The sequence below is a fragment of the Myxacorys chilensis genome (assembly GCF_059505265.1).
Map to the genome: position 1 here is coordinate 23,409 of NZ_JCACKG010000191.1, position 17,866 is coordinate 41,274.

Consider the following 17,866-nt stretch of genomic DNA (forward strand, 5'->3'; position numbering starts at 1 on the left):
CAAACCGTCGATGAATAAGCGCATATGAGTCAAAGTCAAGTGCAGGTGTGTCCGGTTTGCAGTGTAAAAATTCTCAAACTGGTTGGAGAAGATCGAGTGATCTTTTCGACTGGTGCATTTGGGACGCGAGAAATGCTGCGATCGCGGGTGTGCCGCCACGTCCAGAAAGCAGGCTGTATTAATAAAGACGCCTCAAGCGGCACGAAGCTCTAACCGATTCGTCCGCTAAACTGCCTCATTTCAAGCATCAGAACGTAAGATATGGTTGCCTACGTTCCAACTTGCTAACGATATGTCTGACCTGCACGCTAAGTTTACGCACCTCAAACAAGCTCTCGATCAGATTGTGGTAGGTCAGAGCCAATTAGTCCAGCAGTTAATTGTCGCGCTGCTAGCCGGAGGTCACGTCATTTTAGAAGGCGTTCCGGGCACGGGCAAAACGCTGCTGGTTAAAGTGATGGCGCGGTTAGTCGAGGCAGATTTTCGGCGAGTTCAACTAACGCCCGATATTCTGCCCTCAGACATTTTGGGAACGAGCATTTTTGATCTCAACACACGCGATTTCACCCTAAAAAAGGGTCCTGTTTTTACACAGATTCTTCTAGCAGACGAAATTAACCGAACGCCACCGAAAACACAATCGGCATTGCTAGAGGCAATGGAAGAACAACAGGTAACGTTAGACGGCGAGAGCCTGCCGTTATCAGATTTATTCTGGGTAATCGCAACGCAAAACTCATTGGAGTTTGAAGGTACATATCCCTTGCCCGAGGCCCAACTCGATCGCTTTCTATTCAAACTAGTCGTGGCGTATCCTGACTCAGCCGCAGAGAAGCAAATGCTCCTGAATTCTCAAGCGGGCTTTAGGGCAAAGCGACTCGACCTAGCGAAACTGAAACCGTTAGCCACCGTTGAACAGATTCTGCACGCCCGAAAAGCGGTCAGCGCGATCGCAGTCCAAGAGTCAGTTTTAGATTACTTGCTTGCCGTGGTTCAGAAAACTCGTCAACATTCTGATCTCGCGTTGGGTGCATCACCGCGATCGGCGGTGGCATGGCTCAACGTCAGCAAAGCGCAAGCGTGGCTCTCCGGTCGAGAGTTTGTCACACCCGATGACATCAAAGCCGTTGCCTCTCCCTTGTTACGCCATCGCCTGATCCTCCGCCCCGAAGCACAGCTTGACGGCATCGCGATCGAGTCCGTCATCAGCGCCGTTCTCAATCAAGTTCCAGTCCCTCGCTAACCCCTTCATCATGATTCCGTCTCGCCGCACCTATGGACTGTTGCTGTTCGGGCTTGTGATCGCAACTGCTCTTGCCTTTCTGTTTCCCTCGTACCTCGCGCTCACGGTCATATTTGTGCTGATGTTTGATGCGGTTGTCCTTGCGATCGCAGCGCTAGATAGCAGGCGGGTTCGGTCAAAGCGCGTCAAAGTCAACCGTCAAGAACTATCTCGCCTCTCGATCGGACGAGATAATGTCGTGAGTCTAACGGTCGAGTCTAGCAAGCCAGCCGTCATCAAGCTCCATGATCACTATCCGCTGCAATTTGGCGTCTCAGCCATGCCGTTGGCCGCAGCGATTGACGCAAATAGCACGCAAGAGCTGAGCTACACGGTGCATCCGACTCATCGCGGCGAATATGAGTGGGGAGCTATTCAAGTCCGGCAACTCAGCCCATGGAAACTGGCGTGGCACGATTGGAAAATTCCTCAACCGCAAAAGGTCGCAGTGTATCCCGATCTGATTGGACTGCGATCGCTCTCGATTCGTCTCACGTTGCAATCGTCGGGCGCAATGAAACGAGCCAAGCGCATCGGCATCGGCACAGAATTTGCCGAACTGAGAGAATACGGGATTGGAGACGATCCGCGTTTTATTGACTGGAAAGCGACGGCTCGCAAAGGAGTGCCGCTGGTCAGAGTGTTAGAGCCAGAACAAGAACAAACGCTGATCATTTTGCTCGATCGCGGGCGGTTGATGACGGCTCAAGTCAACGGGTTAGCTCGATTTGACTGGGGATTGAATGCCACGTTATCGCTTGCATTAGCGGGATTGAATCGCGGCGATCGCGTCGGGGTTGCCGTGTTCGATCGTCAAATTCATACATGGATTCCACCTGAGCGAGGGCAAAATCATCTCAATCGTCTGATCGAACGCCTGACGCCGATTCAACCAGAGATTCTTGAACCTGATTATTTAGGAGCCGTCACTACGGTTGTCAATCAGCACACTCGCCGGGCATTAGTTGTTGTGATTACCGATATTGTTGATAAAACTGCTTCGGCTGAATTATTGGCAGCGTTGGGACGGTTGGCTCCACGTTATCTGCCGTTTTGTGTAACGTTGCGCGATCCTGCTGTCGATCAGCAGGCACACACGCCGACTGAGGATGTGCCATCGACGTATGAGCGAGCGGTGGCGTTGGATCTGTTGGCTCAGCGTCAGGTGGCGTTTGCCCAATTGAAGCAGCGAGGAGTGTTGGTACTAGATGCGCCTGCTAATCAAATTACCGAAGAACTCGTCGATCGCTATCTGCAACTAAAAGCAAAAAATCAGCTTTAATCGGTTCCTTTGGAGTTGCGTTCTGCGCTAATGGAATTAAACACAATTCGCTTCTAGAAATTGAGGGAGATAATTCCTTGAATTGATGTTGGTTTGACATAGAACCGAAGCAAATCAGCGCAATATCTTCAAACATCGCGTCGTTCGTGACAAACATCGCGTCGTTCGTGACAAACATCGTTTCGTTGGTGGCAAACATCGCGTCATTCGTAACAAACATCGCGTCGTTCGTAACAAACATCGTTTCGTTGGTGGCAAACGTCGTTTCGTTCGTGACAAACATCGTTTCGTTGGTGACGAAAAGGTGCTCGTTCGCGACGAAAAGGTACTCATGTGAAATGGAACACTGAATGCGACAGATGCGATCGCCGCTTTGCAAAATGCGCTTGACCTATACTAGTGCGCGGATCTCAGCAGTCTTTGAACCTCTATTTGCACTTGCCCAACTTGAATCACGCCATCGGTGAGCGTCTGCTCTGTGGTGTAAATGCCCTTGATCGGATTGGCGTAATGATTGACCGACGATCGCTTCAGGTCAATCACTAGGTAATCTAAGATGCCCGCTTCTGCATAGAGGTCGCGTTTTATTCCCGTATCTTTTGCCTGAGTACTGTAGGCGTACTCCACAATTAATCGAATGTCTTTAGGAGTGGGGTGACAGCTTCGATACGATTGCTCACGCACAATCGCGATATCAGGCTGTGGCTCAGAATCAGCGAGTGTGACGGGCTTACCTTGACGTGACCACCATCCGTCACCAAATAGACGCTCCAAATAACGAGCGGTTGTTTCACAACTGTCGGCGTGTTCTGGGCCTTCAGGCGGCATTAAAACAAGTTCTCCCCTCAATAGCTCGATCGACTGATCATTGAAAATTCCAGCATCAATAGCTTGGTGGTAATGGTCGATCGTCCATTTGTAAGTGGCTAGAGTCATGCGCCTCACTCCAATCGAGTAATTCTATTTTGACGCGATATTGCTCATGTCTGAAGCATAAAACATAGGGTCAACAGCTTCAATGCGAATCATTAACGTTATTGAAGCTTGGAAACGGGTAACTACTAATTTTTCAGAGATCACTGACTCAGCCATGCGATCGCTGATTAAATCCAAGACTTTTGGACGAGTTAGATTTGTATAATAGAGCAGTCATCCTGGTTTTTAGTCGTCGCAAATGGCACAGCTAACCTGTAGTGTAGAAGCGTTTTGGGATTCAGAAGTGAACGTTTGGGTTGCAACCAGCGCAGATGTGCCAGGGTTAGCAACAGAAGCCCCAACGATCGAAGCACTGATGGAAAAACTACGGGTGATGATTCCAGAACTAATCTTGCTGAATCGTCTCTTACCAGAGCAACTCCCCAGTTCAGTTAACTTTCGGTTGATCAGCCGTTGGGAAGAGCAGATTGAGGTAGCTTCCTAAATGCCTGCATCGTTGACTCCTAAATTGAAAAAGTTGCTTCTAAAAGCGGGGTGCTATTTCGAGCGACAGGGCAAAGGCGATCACGAAATTTGGTATAGTCCCATCACTGATTGTCGATTTGTAGTGGATGGGGCAATTCGATCGCGACACACGGCGAATGCTGTGCTGAAGCAAGCAGGGTTACTCAAGGCGTTTTAGCTTGTCATACACAACGCTGACAAATTATCTATTGACTCAACCATGCGATCGCTTGTCGAATCCACACTTCTGCATCATCCGATTTTGACAAGGTAGAACTCTGTCCCACCGCTTGCAAAGCTTGAGTAATCTCGCGATCGGTATAGCCCAGCGCCAAGAGCGTCATTTCCACATCTTCTTGAATATTTGAGGCAGGCCCTGCACCCGGAGCCAAGACGAGATTTGCCTGCGATCGCCACTCAGAGAGCTTCGTCTTGAGTTCTAGGGCAATGCGTTCAGCGGTTTTTGCCCCAACGCCCGGCGTGCGAGACAGTAAGCGCGTATTGCCAGATACGATCGCTTGCACCAGATCTTGCAATCCCAACGTATCAAGCAACGCCACGGCTAATTGCGGGCCGATTCCACTTACACTCACCAATTGCCGAAACAAATCTCGCTCTGCCGACGATCCAAATCCAAACAGCGTTACCTGATCTTCTCGCACATTGAGATGCGTAAAGATCTGCGCAGCTTCTCCAATTTCGGGCAAATCCTGCATCAGACGCGGCACAATCTGAATGTCATAGCCGATATCATTCACATCTAGTGTCAGAACCACGCGAGAACTGCTGATTTTTTGGATTGTTGCGATCGTACCCTTGAGATAACCAATCATGTGAGATAACCAATCATAGGCGGCGTGCAAAGCGGGAGAACCATTTACCGAAAGCCAAAATACTTTAAGCCTTCAAGAATACCAGCCGCGCAATGCGCTTTTGCTAAATAGCGTTGAGTACTCGGATGATTGCGATGCCATTGCAGAAGCTCCGGCTGAGCATTACCAACGATAATTCCGCATTCTTCTCCCGCCGCAAATAGCGCAACATCATTGCCCGAATCCCCGCACACGATCGTTTCTCCCGCCGCAAATCCCAACTGTTCGCGAATAAACGTCATTGCGGCTCCCTTGTTGGCACTGCGCGGCAAAATATCTAAATCTTTCCCACTGCTGTAAATCAGTTGCACATCTAGACCCCGTTGTTCTAGCGACGATTCCAGTTCGGGAAGCACATCTACCGCCGCTTCTTTGGTTAAGAAAAAACTGACCTTGAACGCGCATTGCTCTGTTTTTGGTTGCAAGACCAAATCAGAAAAATGGGCCGTCACGGCAAAAACAGTGGCGCGATCCCATCCGGCAGACAACTTCTCTGACCAACCCGAATCAGGCGATTCCTGCCCATCATGATAAATTTCCGTGCCAACGGAGGCAATGAGAATATCGGGGTCAATCAGTCCTGCTTCTGCTTGGAGTTCTCGATACAACGTTGGCGATCGCCCCGTCGAATAGACTAGCGTTGCTCCGTTCGTCTGTCGCTGCTCGATCACCCACTGATTGAGTTGATCCAAAGCAAAGTCATCTCCGACTAGCGTATGGTCGAGATCCGTTACAAGCAGAAACTTTGGCACACTGATCACCTCCAAACATCATTTATGAGTTTATCGATCTGTGGCAAAAATTACCTAATGCCAAGGAAGGAATAAAGAGGGTGAACGCTAGAACTGTTGAATAACGTGTTCTAAATCATCAGGCGTGTTGCAATTAAACAGGACTTGCGGAGCGCTCACAGGCAGTTCTTGAATACATTGGTTGGATAGCCACTTTTGAAAAGAGCGTCCGCCTTGATCAATGAAGTGTGCCAATTCGGGTAAGCAAATGCAGCGGTAGAAACCACACAAAGGTTCCCAACCTTTTTCGTGTTTGGGCAGCAGCGCGACTGCATCATTTGGCACGCCATCAAGTAAGGCTGTCCAACCCTTTAGCTGCGCTTCATCTAAGTGCGGCAGGTCACAGGCTAGCAGGAGAACCCATTCCGTTGATAGGTGAGGTATTGCTTGGGCAAATGCGATCGCAGGCCCTCGCGGTTCGATCTCAGCCATAAATTTTGCGTCGAGGGGCAGCAGCGATCGATACGCTTCACCTCTGGAGGTGACGACATAGATCTCACGGCTATAGGGTCTCGCGGCATCGTAAACTCGTCGCAGCATCGGCACACCGTTGATCTCGATTTGCGCCTTGTCCCGACCCATACGCGAACTTTGTCCACCTGCCAGAATGACGGTACTCAGTCCATTAACAATCAATTTCAATTCGTTTTAATTTGGAGGATGCGCCAGATTTGATCGTAATGCACGATTTAGGAACATTGAAGCGATCGGACAACACTTTGATCAGTTCTGCATTCGCTTTGCCATCCACTGGAGGAGATTTTAGATGCACAATCCAACCTCCGTCTTCTTGCTGTTCAACGTTCTGCTGCTTGGAATTGGGCTTCACCTTTACGCTTAAAATTTTCATTGACAATTGCCCACAACCCAAACAGCATGATCCACTTCGTCTCTAAGATGGAATGCATTACGGCAATCTATAACTGGCAACTCGAACCGTTAACTCGCCTCGGCGCGGATTACGGCGAAACACAAACGCTCCTTCCTCAGTTTCACCATCCGACAGAAAATCAATCTGCTGATCGCCCGATTCTTCAACCTGACCGTTGACCCGCAACTCTGCTACAACCTGCACCGACTCCACCGTTTCGCCTCCCGTATTTTTCACTACAAACGGAACATAAAATTGTCCTTGCGCTTCCCGAATTTGCTCGCGTCGCTCCAGAGTCAACACGGGCGGACGGTCTTGCTCGGTTGTCCAAGCGTAAATAACTAACCCCGCGATCGCGCCCAAAATCGTAGACGCGATTCCAAACGTTGTCCATTCTGCGATCGATCGTGAGGGTTTTTCTTGAGAGGAATGGCTCATATTGCTAACCGTCCTGCAGCTCCGCCCACGGTAGCCGGTAAACCTAAAAGAATCGAATAATTTAGCCACACCTGCCACGGATCGCTAAATTCAAGCTTTTGAAAGAATAGCAGCATCACCGTTGCGGCAATAAGAGACACAAGATAACTCGCGATCGTTTCACTTAACGGACGCTGAAAGATACCGCGCTGTTGTTGTCGTTGCTGATAATGTGTAAACCCTGATGCGAACACAATGCAGTATGAAATCAGCAACGACGCTATCATCATCGATAACAACGAAAGTCCTGAAACTGCCGCCGCCAGCATTGGAATTTCGTCAGTGGGCGCAATATTAAACGCAATAATAGTTGCTCCAATCAACGTTGCACTGATATCTGAAAGCGTGGCGCTCAGTTGCTTAGACTGAGAGGAGTCAGATTGCTGATCAAACCGTCCTTCATCTCCTCTAAGAAACTGATTCGCTAATGCTACACCCAATGAGAAGGGCATGCCTTCGTAAATCAGTTTGCCCAACGCTTCATGTAGAGGAGTTTGTAGCGTAATTTCTTGTAGCAATATCAGAATAAATCCGGCACAAACAATACCAATTGCGATCGCTTCAACGCTGTCAATCAATGCATCTGTAGTATGAACAGCGCTGTCGCGGCGAAAGCCTGCCGTTTGATTCAGAAAAAAGATAATTGCAAACGTGAGTACGAGCGCTAATAGCATTCTCACTGGACCCACAAATGAGCCAATCCACCAAACTTCCATGGTGTAGAGCAGTGGCACACCAAACAGAAATCCGCCAGATGCTCCTCGCAACAGATCTTTAAGTTCAGTGCGCCACTGCTCTGCTAAACCCTTTTTCATAGCTCACAGCAAAGAAACTAGGATACAAGGGATGCGATCGCGGTTGCCATTCCTCCGGAGGTAGAACGTCACCTTAAATACAACAAGAACTTTAGATACAAAAAGATGCGCTCCATTGCCAGGAACGCATCTCTAAATTGATTTGATAAGTTAGCGATTTGACTTAACCTTTCACACAAACCACTTGTTTTAGCGTTGCTACAACTTCCACCAAATCAGCCTGGTTTGCCATCACCGATTCGATCGACTTGTAAGCCGCTGGAATTTCGTCTAGCACGCCTCCATCTTTACGGCACTCAACCCCTTCTGTTTGCTGAATCAAATCATCCAAGGTGTAAGCGTTCTTAGCTTTGTTGCGAGACATCAATCGTCCCGCCCCGTGAGAACACGAGCAGTAGCTTTCGTGATTGCCCTTGCCCTTGACAATGTAAGACTTTGCGCCCATCGATCCAGGAATGATGCCGTAATCGGTCTCACGGGCACGCACTGCCCCTTTACGCGTCACATACACCTCTTCACCAAAATGAATTTCCTTTTCGGCATAGTTGTGATGACAGTTCACCGACATAAGCGGCTTGATCGGCTTCCCGCCCGCAAGATGCTTTTCAATGACCTTTTGAAAGCGACTCATCATCACTTCTCGGTTAAATTGTGCATACTCTTGCGCCCACTGCAAATCACGCCAATAGGCTTCAAATTCAGCAGTTCCCGCCGTAAAGTAAGCCAAGTCAGGATCAGGCAATTTCTCACCCGCCAACTTTGCCAAATTCTTTCCGGTATTGATGTGGTTTTGCGCCAGCATATTGCCAATGTTGCGTGACCCGGAATGCAGCATCAGCCACACTTGATTCTCGGTATCGATGCACACTTCGATAAAGTGGTTTCCGCCGCCAAGAGACCCCATTTGCTTCAGGGCTTTGTTCTCTAAATGCTGCACACCTGAATGCAGATGCTTAAAGTCGTGCCATCCCTGCCAGTTCAACGCCTTTTTGTCAGCTTCCTTGTTTTCGTTAAAGCCAACCGGAATGATCGCTTCAATATCCTGACGAATTTTCTTCAGTTTACCTTCAAGTTGGTCTGCCACAAATGGCGTCTTTATGGCACACATTCCGCAGCCAATATCGACCCCTACAGCCGCAGGCAGAATCGCATCTTTCGTCGCGACAACAGAACCAACCAGCGCTCCTTTGCCCAAGTGAACATCAGGCATCAGCGCAACGTGTTTAAACACAAAGGGCAAGGAGGCAACGTTTTTCGCCATTTTGATTTCTTGCGAGCCGAGGTCGTGATTTGCCCACGATAAAACAGGCGTTGATGTAGAAAGATTGAGTGCTTCGTAAGGCATGATGATTGCCTCCTTCGTAGAGTATCGATAACGGTTTGATGATGCCCATTGCCTCACCGTAGTATACATACTACATATATAATACAAGACTGTCAAGCTACGGCTGCGTAAGAATAGAGATGACTACGAATTAGAGATGTCTATCTGTAACAGATCAACTTATGGTGATTGAATGGCTCAAAGTTAAAGTGCCGATCGCATTACGCGAAACTTATATTAAAAAGGACGCAGAAATCTGGACAGCAGCTTTAGCAAAATATCCAGGCTATGCGGGTAAAGAAATTTGGTTTAACCCAAAGGACGAAACAGAACTAATCATGGTGATTTATTGGCAAAGTAAAGAAGCGTGGAAATCGATTGCGGCAGACGTACTACAAGAAATTGATCGCAAGTTCATCGAAGCAATGGGACAGTCGTTTCCCTTTCTCGAAGAAGCTGAATATCAAGTCCGCAAATTTGGCAACCGTTAAAAAACTCCCCACATCTAACCCTTGACCCGTTATGTTGTCTTGTCCTAAGTGCCATCAACCGATTAAAAATCGAGATGCGATCGCATGTCCTCGCTGCCGCACCCCATTAAAGGCGCACGGTCACGCGGGCATTCCGCTCCATCGCGCTACAGGTAATGAGCCACTCTGTAGAACCTGTACCTATCACGCGGATGACACCTGCAACTATCCACAGCGCCCCGATGCGTGGGAATGCACGATGTATCGCGATCGCCGCGTCGCTACGGTCAGTACTCCAACGAACTACGAAACGAGTTCATCGCCGCAAGCTTGGATTCGCCGCAATGGAGTTTGGATTGCGATCGTAGGGCTGCTAGTTCTGAGCTTTTTATTCGCCGCCTCAAAACGCTAACCTAAACAAAGTGATAGGGCGGCAGCGCCTCACCCAACGTTAATTCCCAGCTAGAGCAGAGATTTTGCCACCCTTCTAGCCGCGAATAAAGCGTGTCTTCAGCTTCCCGGTTCACGAGTAAATAAAGCTTCTCGCCTTCAGACTGAGACTCTTTCAGAATGTGGTTAGGATAGGCCAACGCGATCGCATTGAGTACCGTCTTCAATTCCTGCTGCTGTTGAGTGCGTTGGTCTAACTGCTGCTGATAGCGCTGTTTCTTGGCCAAAAGATACTCTTTTCCTCGCAACTCCGACTCTAACTGGGGCTGCGAGTTGTCGATGGGCATCAGCATGAGGCGATACTCGGCTTTTCCTTCAAACTGATTTAGCTTTGCCAGATACTTATCTTGATGTAATTCGAGATGTTCGAGCAAATTTTCGGGTGAGACAAACCACGTCCCAAACCGTAAGGGAAGAATTGCAGTCGTCCAGAACAAGTCGCAGATAATGCGATCGTGGGTCAAGACCGCTTGAACGAGTCGATGATCATTTTGCTGAATTTCATCTAAATCTAGGTTCGGTTCCACCAGCGCCGAAAGAGTCGGTGTTCCTATAATTTCGACCTGTCCGGCAATTCCATCTTGCTCGAACTGCAAATCTGTTTGAGGCGTTTTGAAAAAGGCGTAGGTATACATCCCCGGTCTATTTGACAGCACCTATTCGAGTCTAGGCGATAGTTCAGAAATCTAGGAAATCTTGATCGCAAAACTTTGAAGTCCAATCGATCTAATTGCCAGAATCAAATCCAAAATCAAAAAATTCAGAATCAGAGTTTGAGCAGTTTAAGAATTTCTTGAGCGGCGCGATCGCACACTCCCGGTTCTCCTAACGCGACTCGCATCGCCTGATAGCCTGCGATCGTCCGCTCCCTCACCTCTGGCCTCAACTGCTCTAACGCCGCATCTGCAATGGTTTGAGGAATTGCTTCCTCCTGCAAAAATTCTGGCACGATCGGCTTCATCAGCACCAGATTTGGCGGTGACATAAATGGAATGGAGAACTTAATAATATTTCTGGCGACCCAAGCCGTGATTGGATTGACCCGATACATCACCACTTGCGGTACATTCAGCAATGCCATTTCGAGGTTCACCGTACCAGATTTGGTCAACGCCAGATCTGCCGCTGCGATCGCGCTTAGCGTCGATTTTCCCTGGTTACTCTCTAAAATCGTGGCGCGAAGCTGATATTTTGCGATCGCGCGTTCTACCGCACCCTGGTATTTCTCCAGCGACAGTGGAATCCAAAAGTGAGCCGTCGGAACCTGTGCCTGGATTAACTGAGCCGCTTGAAACATGACCGGCATGAGATATTTGATTTCTTGCTGACGCGATGCAGGCAGTAGCACGATCGCAACCTGCTCGTCTGGAATTCCTAACGCTGCCCGAGCCGCCGCGCGATCGGGAGCCGCCTCCATGCGATCGAGTAAGGGATGCCCGACTAGTCGTACGTTTGCGCCATGCTGAGCGTAATATCGGGCTTCTTCTGGAAAAATAGCTAAGAGCGTGTCGGTAATGCTGACAATCTTTTTGGTGTTTTCAAGCGTGTGCGACCACACCCACTCCTGTGGCGAAATAAAATAAGCAGTTGGAACATGCGGCAAGTGTTTACGAACGTAGCTACCAATGCTGATGTTGGGGTTCATGTAGTCAATCATCACCACGGCATCGGGCGGATTTTGCAGCAAATACTGTTTTGCTCGTTGCTGAAGATTTAGCGTTGGCAGAATGTAGGGCAGCGATTCAAATATTCCGATCGAGCCAATCGCGCTGGTGTTGCCCAGCAAGATTGCGCCTGCTTCTGCCATGCGATCGCCACCCAACGCCAAGATTTCAAGATCGATATCCAGTGATCGCGCCTGCTTCTGCAACGCTTCCACTAACAGCGCCGCTTGAAGATCTCCCGATACTTCCCCCGTGCTAACGAAAATACGCCGCTTCATTCGCCACCTTTGACTAAAACAGGCGTTAACCCTCGACGTCCGGGCGAGACCGATAGTCGAATAAACTGATGCAAATGCTGGATATGCTCATTTTCAGGCAACAGCTCAAGCTGATCCAACGCCTCTGTCAGTCGTAGACCAGAGCGGTAAAGAATCCGAAATGCCTTTCTCAAAAGCTGCAAATCGTCCACCGAAAATCCCGATCTCTGGAGTCCAATCTTGTGCAACGCCCGAATCCGACCCGGATTTCCCTCTACTATCATGTACGGCGGCACATCGCGATCAATTCTGGCCATGCCACCTACCATTGCATGACGCCCAATCCGCACAAACTGATGAACGCCCAACACGCCGCTAATTCTGGCTTTCGTCTCGATGTAAACATGTCCCGCCAACGACACCGAGTTAGAAATAATTACCTGATCTTCAATCACACAGTTATGACCGACGTGAGTATAGGCCATCAAGAGATTGCCATTGCCAATCAGCGTTACGTCATCTCCATGCGTCGGGCGGTGAATGGTCACAAACTCCCGAATTTGATTGCCATTCCCAATTTTCAGCAGACCCAGCGACCCATCGTATTTCAAATCCTGCGGCTCTAGCCCGATCGCGGCTCCTGGAAAGAAGTGATTGCGCTCTCCAATGTCAGTGTTGCCCTCAATCACCACATGATGTCCGACGATTGTCCCCGCTCGAACTTTCACATGTTCTCCGATCACCGCGTACGCGCCAACCTGTACGGTTGGATGAAGTTCAGCCTCAGGATGAATTACAGCAGTCGGATGAATTAGGGTTGTCATATCAGAGGTAGAAACAAGGGGGAAAGAGCGCAGCAATGTAAAGACGCGATACGTTCTCAGATTTCGCCCGGCGTCCCCTTTGAAACTTGGCGAGCCAGTTTCTTTAAAGTTTCACCCGGCGTTAATCGCGTCTACACCGATCAAGTTGAAACGGGAACATCCAACAACGCTAGATTACAACCCGAACAATCGTCCGTATTTTAATCTACCAAGGCAAACATTAGATCACCCGAGCAGGCAAGCTGACCGTCAACTTCCGCACGACCACGCATCTTCCCAAATCGACGACCCTTCACGGACAACAGTTCCACTGTCATTACCAGTTGATCACCTGGCACAACCGGACGCCGAAACCGGACGCCATCAATTCCGGCAAACATAAACAATCCGTCCTGAACGTCTGCCATCTGCGTCAGCACGACTCCGCCAACTTGCGCCATCGCCTCGACGATTAGCACTCCTGGCATAATCGGACGCCCCGGAAAATGCCCTTGAAACTGAGGTTCATTAAACGTGACATTCTTAATTCCAACTGCCAGTTTGCCAGGCACAAAATCGATAATGCGATCGACCATCGCAAACGGGTAGCGATGAGGTAGCAGTTGATGAATTTCTTCAAGCGTAAATGTTGTTTTAGTCTCAGAAGCACTCTCAGTCGCGAGATTTTCTACAGACGCATGGGTTTCGAGCAGAGTTGACATGAGCTTTGGGGTTAAAAATCAAGAGCCGTCGTTCGTTAGTGACGAAGGACGTATTGCAAGAATATGACGAACGAGTTGAGTGTGCAAACGATGGCTTGCTTTATAGGCAAGAAAATGAGCTGTTGGAAACGCCCCCAACAAACTTAAATCCCCAATGAGGTCTAGCAGTTTATGGCGAACTGGTTCATTTGCAAATCGCAGAGGCGGATTGATCCATCCTTCTGGGCTGCAAACCAAAGCGTTTTCAAGCGAGCCGCCTTTAATTAAACCATTTGCCCGCAACTGTTCAACCTGATGGGCAAATCCAAAGGTGCGAGCGGGGGCAATCTCTGTTTCAAACAAGGATTGCCGGGGTGACCAACTGTGCCACTGATTGCCGATCGCGCTCACTTCAAAATCAATGCCATAGGTAAATCGCAATTCTGGCGCAGGCAGGGCGGCAACAAAGGCATCGTCCTCGCGAATCCAAATTGGTTCTGTAAGCGTGAGTGTGGAGCGTGGGGCGGATTGAGCAACAATGCCTGCATCTGCGATCGCGATCGTCCACTCTTTCGCCGACCCGTCGAGCAAAGGTACTTCCGCTCCATCAATTTCGATCCGGGCGTTATCGATTCCCAACGCCGAAAGCGAGGCGAGCAAATGCTCCACCGTCCGAATTCGTGCCTCACCGCTCACCAACTCTGTCGAAAGCAGAGTGGGATTGACCGCCTCACCCTTTGCCAAAACTTCAGGCGCATCCGGCAGATCGACCCGGACAAAGTAGCGTCCTCGTCCGGGTTCGGCAGGCAGCACCCGCACATGAGTCGTTGCGCCGCTGTGAAGCCCCACGCCCGATCGCGAGAGACTGGACGCCAAGGTACACTGGCGAGTCTCAGAGGCAGATTCTGCTTGGGCAACGCTGAGACCTTGACGACGATCGTTCATTTAGAATCGTTCTCCAAATCCAAACCGGATATTGTTACCGCCTTGATCGTTGATACCAAAGTCAATCCGGATCGGACCGAGAGGCGATCTGACGCGAACTCCCACGCCGTAACCAAATCCGCTTCCTGGCTTTCCTCGTACCCCCGCTGGGTTACCTGGAACATTATCTCCAGTTCCTAAATCAGTGGCTGCATCAACAAATAGCGCACCCGAAATAATCGAGAATAACGGGAAGCGATATTCGGCAGTAGCTTGCAAATAGCTCTTACCGCTACCTACATCTCCTTCATCATAACCACGCACCGAGTTCGTCCCACCAAGCGGGAAGGCTTCATAGGGAGGAATATCGCCTAACACCGTTCCGCCCTGCACGTTGAAGGCAAAGGCTTGCGGGCAACCTTCGCGGTTTGGTTCCTCTCCAATTCTAGGCTTCTGGTCACGACATCCGGGTGAAATTTTCAGCAGCCGAGTTGGAATGTAGAAACTGTAGCTTCCTCGGAGGCGATTGAAGAAAATACTGCCCGATCCGACAGGAACCGATTGCTCTGTGCTAAATCGCAGCAGGGATCCGCTAGTGGGTTGAAGAAAATCATTACGGCGATCGCGCACAAACGCGAGCTGAGCCGTAAACAAATCATCTTTACCAGACGGATCAAAGCTCAACAGATTGCCCAGTTCATCCCGATTACTGAGTTCGCCATCCGCATCGCGCACCGACACCCGCTGATATTGCAAGCCGAGAGACGCATTCCATTCTGAGCGCTCGTAGGGATTTTTCGAGAGCGGACGACTAAAGCTGATGCCGCCCCCTGTGCGAACAATGCGAGGACGATCGCCATTCGGTAATTCAATTTCCGGATCGCCACCCTCAAAAATCAGCGAAATGGTTCTGCGACGGAATAGGTTAGCGGTGTAGGACGTGCGATATGGATCACCTGCAATCCAGGGGTCGGTAAAACTCAGGTCAAACTGTTGATCACGCTGACCAATCTGAACTTCGGCATTTAGTTTTTGGTTGTTGCCCCCAAAGTTTTGCTGTCCAAAGCTGACGCTACCAAACAAGCCGCTCGCCGAGCTAAAGCCACCTGCAACCCCAAAGTTTCCGGTGTTGCGCTCAACCACGTTTGCCACGACAACAACTTTCCGAGGATCTTGTCCTGGTTGCAGGGAAAGCTTGATATCTTCAAAAATGCCGAGACCAAACGCACGCTGTAGGTCACGTTCTGCCGTGTTGCGGTTAAAGACATCCCCCGGCTTTAGTTGAAACTCGCGAGTGACAATGAATGGACGCGTCCGTCCCCGAATCGGATTACCCTTCGCGTCTTGGGTTTGACCTTCCTTGTTAATGAACTGGACTTGCAGCGCTTCAACTTCTCCTTCAGCGACTTGCAAGGTAACATTGCCATCGGGATTGACCCTCGGCGCGTCTACAACTTGTGCCAGAACATAGCCATTGCTCTGATACCACTTGTTAAGTTCCTGAATGCCGTTTTGCAGATCGCGTAGGTTGAGAATTTTGCCATACTGCGGACTGAAAATATCTTGAACGACTTTGGATGGAAGCACTCGGCCCCCTTCTACTTGAACCGATCGCAGTGGCGGATTTGGCGTGACATCAAAGGTGACCCGTACCCCAAGTGGTGTATCGATCGGGTTTGCTCTCACGTTCGAGAAAAAGCCTGTTGCAAAGACCGCATTGATATCTTCTTGAAGCTGCGATCGCGTCGTTGTTTGTCCGGGCTGAGTCCGAATTACCCGGTAAACTTCGGCTTGTAGTTCTTCATTTGCACCTACAACCAGTACTTCACTGACCAAAACCTGGGGTTCCGGTTCAGCATTTTGCTCCGGTTGACTCGGTTGATCAGGCTGACCGGGCTGAGTAGCAGGTGGTGTAACAGACGGATCGGTCGGCGTTGTTTCTGGAGGAGCAACCGGACTTGGAGAGGTCTGAACTCCAGGAGCGGGGGTAATTTGAGTCCCAGACGGAGGAGTGGCAGGTTGAGGGGGCAAAACCGGATTGGCTGGTGCCGTGGGTGCAGCGGGAATCGTGGGTTGAGGCGTTGGCGACGGAGCCGGTTGAGATGGATTGAGCGGATCAACTTGAATTCGGTTCGGTGTTTCCTGCTCGATCGAGCCGCCTTGTGCCAGTTTCACAGCTTTCGCCTGAAGCGAGGTTCGAGGAACCGGTTGGGATGACGGCGCAACGGCTGCTCGCTTTGAAACGGGAATCGTCTCTACCACAACATCTTTTGAAAGTGGTTTCAACTTAAGATCCGATTGGGCTACGGCACGCTTCAGCGCTGTGGAAACGACAGAATTCACCACAACAGAGCGAGCTGAACTCGTCGCTGATTTGGCTGAAGCTTTAGAAGTTTGGGCGTTAGCAGAAGTCGCGCAACTGATCGCCGCAATCGAAAGGGCTGCCATTAAGGCAGGAGATAAACGCATTTTGTTCACAGTATTTCGCACGTCCTCAGACCTCTGCACAAAGCAGACTCTACATCACGATAGTAAGAAGCAGTCCCGATCCTGACAGAACTGTGAAATTCTACCGCATCATGGGTATCAATCCTCGGTTATCAGTGCCAGGAATTCTTCTAGCACTCATATAGTCTGTTGCAGCACCCGTTCCATTACTTGACGATAGGCATCCTCGACGTTGCCTAAGTCTCGCCGAAATCGATCTTTGTCCATCACGCGCTTATTAGGATCAGATTCCGCCTGGTTCCATAACCGACAGGTATCTGGGCTAATCTCATCTGCCAGAATAATTTGACCCGTGTGATTAGCACTTTGACCAACTGAGGAAACGCAGCCAAATTCCAACTTAAAGTCTACGAGGGTGATGCCACACTGCTGAAAAAAGTCCGTCAGGATCTGATTGATCCGCGACGCTAGTTCTATTAATTGATCTACTTGATCCGGGGTAGCTAGATCAAGGACTCGTAGACGGTCGAAAGTTAATAATGGATCGCCAAGTTCATCGTTTTTGTAATAAAACTCCACTAAGGGAGGGGTCAGAATCGTTCCTAGCTTCAATCCTGTTTGTTGACAGAGACTCCCGGCAGCAATGTTCCTGACAACGACTTCTAACGGCAAAATCTTTACAGATTTGACTCGCATCTCATTGGGGGACGTCCGATCGATAAAATGCGTTGGAACGCCGTTCGCCTCCATCAACTTAAACAAATGGGTTGAAATCGCACAGTTAAACTCGCCTTTTCCAGTGATGCTGCCTTTTTTTTGGGCATTGAACGCTGTTGCATCGTCCTTGAAGTGCGTTAGGAGAATATTAGGATCTTCTGTAGCGTAGAGAATTTTAGCTTTGCCTTCGTAGAGCTTTTGACCAACAGCCATAGTGTGCGGTTTTAGTAACTTGCGAAACAACTCGCAAAGGGACTGAGTTATTTTAACTTGGAAGC

The 17,866-nt window shown here is 49.5% G+C and carries 23 protein-coding genes; 7 read left to right on the plus strand and 16 right to left on the minus strand.

The window, feature by feature from the left end; all coding sequences use genetic code 11:
- The first annotated feature begins 24 nt into the window (after positions 1-24).
- The 3 genes from nblD (at position 25) to AC5JLB_RS17140 (ending at position 2,564) form a co-directional block, all read left to right on the plus strand.
- Positions 25-213: an NblD family protein gene (gene nblD, locus AC5JLB_RS17130; protein ID WP_495875036.1), complete on the plus strand. Its 189-nt coding sequence runs from the start codon at positions 25-27 to the stop codon at positions 211-213.
- Between the two features lie 79 nt (positions 214-292).
- Positions 293-1,243 (plus strand): AAA family ATPase, encoded by a 951-nt coding sequence (locus AC5JLB_RS17135; RefSeq protein WP_495875037.1) that lies wholly within the window; start codon positions 293-295, stop codon positions 1,241-1,243.
- Positions 1,244-1,253: 10 nt separating this feature from the next.
- A complete protein-coding gene (locus AC5JLB_RS17140) occupies positions 1,254-2,564 on the plus strand; it encodes a DUF58 domain-containing protein (RefSeq protein ID WP_495875038.1) in 1,311 nt (436 codons plus the stop codon).
- Here the strand turns inward: AC5JLB_RS17140 and AC5JLB_RS17145 are convergent.
- Complete coding sequence (locus AC5JLB_RS17145; RefSeq protein ID WP_495875039.1) at positions 2,509-2,847, minus strand: hypothetical protein; 339 nt, start codon at positions 2,845-2,847, stop codon at positions 2,509-2,511. The genes AC5JLB_RS17140 and AC5JLB_RS17145 overlap by 56 nt on opposite strands.
- 113 nt (positions 2,848-2,960) lie before the next feature.
- Positions 2,961-3,500, minus strand: coding sequence for a Uma2 family endonuclease (locus AC5JLB_RS17150; protein WP_495875040.1), 540 nt, complete (start codon positions 3,498-3,500; stop codon positions 2,961-2,963).
- Positions 3,501-3,738: 238 nt separating this feature from the next.
- On the opposite strand from AC5JLB_RS17150, the gene AC5JLB_RS17155 reads away from it, so the two are divergent.
- Entirely contained in the window at positions 3,739-3,984 is a 246-nt protein-coding gene (locus tag AC5JLB_RS17155; RefSeq protein ID WP_495875041.1) for a DUF1902 domain-containing protein, read from the plus strand.
- Complete coding sequence (locus tag AC5JLB_RS17160) at positions 3,985-4,182, plus strand: type II toxin-antitoxin system HicA family toxin (protein WP_495875042.1); 198 nt, start codon at positions 3,985-3,987, stop codon at positions 4,180-4,182.
- Between the two features lie 28 nt (positions 4,183-4,210).
- On the opposite strand, the gene ruvA is transcribed toward AC5JLB_RS17160, so the two are convergent.
- The 7 genes from ruvA to AC5JLB_RS17195 form a co-directional block, all read right to left on the minus strand.
- Entirely contained in the window at positions 4,211-4,837 is a 627-nt protein-coding gene (gene ruvA / locus AC5JLB_RS17165) for a Holliday junction branch migration protein RuvA (RefSeq protein WP_495875043.1), read from the minus strand.
- Positions 4,838-4,881: 44 nt separating this feature from the next.
- Positions 4,882-5,628, minus strand: a complete 747-nt coding sequence (locus AC5JLB_RS17170; protein WP_495875044.1) for a sucrose-phosphate phosphatase — start codon at positions 5,626-5,628, stop codon at positions 4,882-4,884.
- A gap of 87 nt (positions 5,629-5,715) precedes the next feature.
- A complete protein-coding gene (locus AC5JLB_RS17175; protein WP_495875045.1) occupies positions 5,716-6,309 on the minus strand; it encodes a molybdenum cofactor guanylyltransferase in 594 nt (197 codons plus the stop codon).
- Positions 6,293-6,517, minus strand: a complete 225-nt coding sequence (locus tag AC5JLB_RS17180) for a DUF167 domain-containing protein (protein WP_495875046.1) — start codon at positions 6,515-6,517, stop codon at positions 6,293-6,295. The genes AC5JLB_RS17175 and AC5JLB_RS17180 overlap by 17 nt, the downstream gene beginning before the upstream one ends.
- A 57-nt stretch (positions 6,518-6,574) precedes the next feature.
- Positions 6,575-6,976, minus strand: coding sequence for a TIGR02588 family protein (locus AC5JLB_RS17185; protein ID WP_495875047.1), 402 nt, complete (start codon positions 6,974-6,976; stop codon positions 6,575-6,577).
- Positions 6,973-7,830 carry a TIGR02587 family membrane protein gene (locus AC5JLB_RS17190; RefSeq protein WP_495875048.1) on the minus strand — a complete coding sequence of 286 codons (858 nt, stop codon included), beginning with the start codon at positions 7,828-7,830 and terminating at the stop codon, positions 6,973-6,975. The genes AC5JLB_RS17185 and AC5JLB_RS17190 overlap by 4 nt, the downstream gene beginning before the upstream one ends.
- A 163-nt stretch (positions 7,831-7,993) precedes the next feature.
- Positions 7,994-9,175, minus strand: coding sequence for an RtcB family protein (locus AC5JLB_RS17195; RefSeq protein ID WP_495875049.1), 1,182 nt, complete (start codon positions 9,173-9,175; stop codon positions 7,994-7,996).
- Positions 9,176-9,336: 161 nt separating this feature from the next.
- On the opposite strand from AC5JLB_RS17195, the gene AC5JLB_RS17200 reads away from it, so the two are divergent.
- Both AC5JLB_RS17200 and AC5JLB_RS17205 read left to right on the plus strand, forming a co-directional pair.
- Positions 9,337-9,645, plus strand: coding sequence for a TIGR03792 family protein (locus tag AC5JLB_RS17200; RefSeq protein ID WP_495875050.1), 309 nt, complete (start codon positions 9,337-9,339; stop codon positions 9,643-9,645).
- A 31-nt stretch (positions 9,646-9,676) separates the two neighbouring features.
- Positions 9,677-10,036, plus strand: coding sequence for a zinc ribbon domain-containing protein (locus tag AC5JLB_RS17205; RefSeq protein WP_495875051.1), 360 nt, complete (start codon positions 9,677-9,679; stop codon positions 10,034-10,036).
- A 1-nt stretch (position 10,037) separates the two neighbouring features.
- On the opposite strand, the gene AC5JLB_RS17210 is transcribed toward AC5JLB_RS17205, so the two are convergent.
- The 7 genes from AC5JLB_RS17210 to purC form a co-directional block, all read right to left on the minus strand.
- Positions 10,038-10,709 (minus strand): GvpL/GvpF family gas vesicle protein, encoded by a 672-nt coding sequence (locus AC5JLB_RS17210; protein ID WP_495875052.1) that lies wholly within the window; start codon positions 10,707-10,709, stop codon positions 10,038-10,040.
- A 131-nt stretch (positions 10,710-10,840) separates the two neighbouring features.
- The gene (lpxB, locus tag AC5JLB_RS17215) at positions 10,841-12,016 is read right to left on the minus strand and encodes a lipid-A-disaccharide synthase (protein WP_495875053.1); all 1,176 of its coding nucleotides are present in this window, start codon (positions 12,014-12,016) and stop codon (positions 10,841-10,843) included.
- Positions 12,013-12,819: an acyl-ACP--UDP-N-acetylglucosamine O-acyltransferase gene (gene lpxA / locus AC5JLB_RS17220; RefSeq protein ID WP_495875054.1), complete on the minus strand. Its 807-nt coding sequence runs from the start codon at positions 12,817-12,819 to the stop codon at positions 12,013-12,015. Before lpxA ends, lpxB begins: the two co-directional genes overlap by 4 nt.
- 200 nt (positions 12,820-13,019) lie before the next feature.
- On the minus strand, positions 13,020-13,520 hold the full coding sequence (gene fabZ, locus AC5JLB_RS17225) for a 3-hydroxyacyl-ACP dehydratase FabZ (RefSeq protein WP_495875055.1): 501 nt from the start codon (positions 13,518-13,520) through the stop codon (positions 13,020-13,022).
- An 18-nt stretch (positions 13,521-13,538) separates the two neighbouring features.
- Positions 13,539-14,444 carry a UDP-3-O-acyl-N-acetylglucosamine deacetylase gene (gene lpxC / locus AC5JLB_RS17230; protein ID WP_495875056.1) on the minus strand — a complete coding sequence of 302 codons (906 nt, stop codon included), beginning with the start codon at positions 14,442-14,444 and terminating at the stop codon, positions 13,539-13,541.
- Positions 14,445-16,892 carry a BamA/TamA family outer membrane protein gene (locus AC5JLB_RS17235; protein WP_495875057.1) on the minus strand — a complete coding sequence of 816 codons (2,448 nt, stop codon included), beginning with the start codon at positions 16,890-16,892 and terminating at the stop codon, positions 14,445-14,447. It abuts the gene before it with no gap.
- Between the two features lie 156 nt (positions 16,893-17,048).
- Positions 17,049-17,801 carry a phosphoribosylaminoimidazolesuccinocarboxamide synthase gene (gene purC / locus AC5JLB_RS17240; protein WP_495875058.1) on the minus strand — a complete coding sequence of 251 codons (753 nt, stop codon included), beginning with the start codon at positions 17,799-17,801 and terminating at the stop codon, positions 17,049-17,051.
- Between the last annotated feature and the right edge of the window lie 65 nt (positions 17,802-17,866).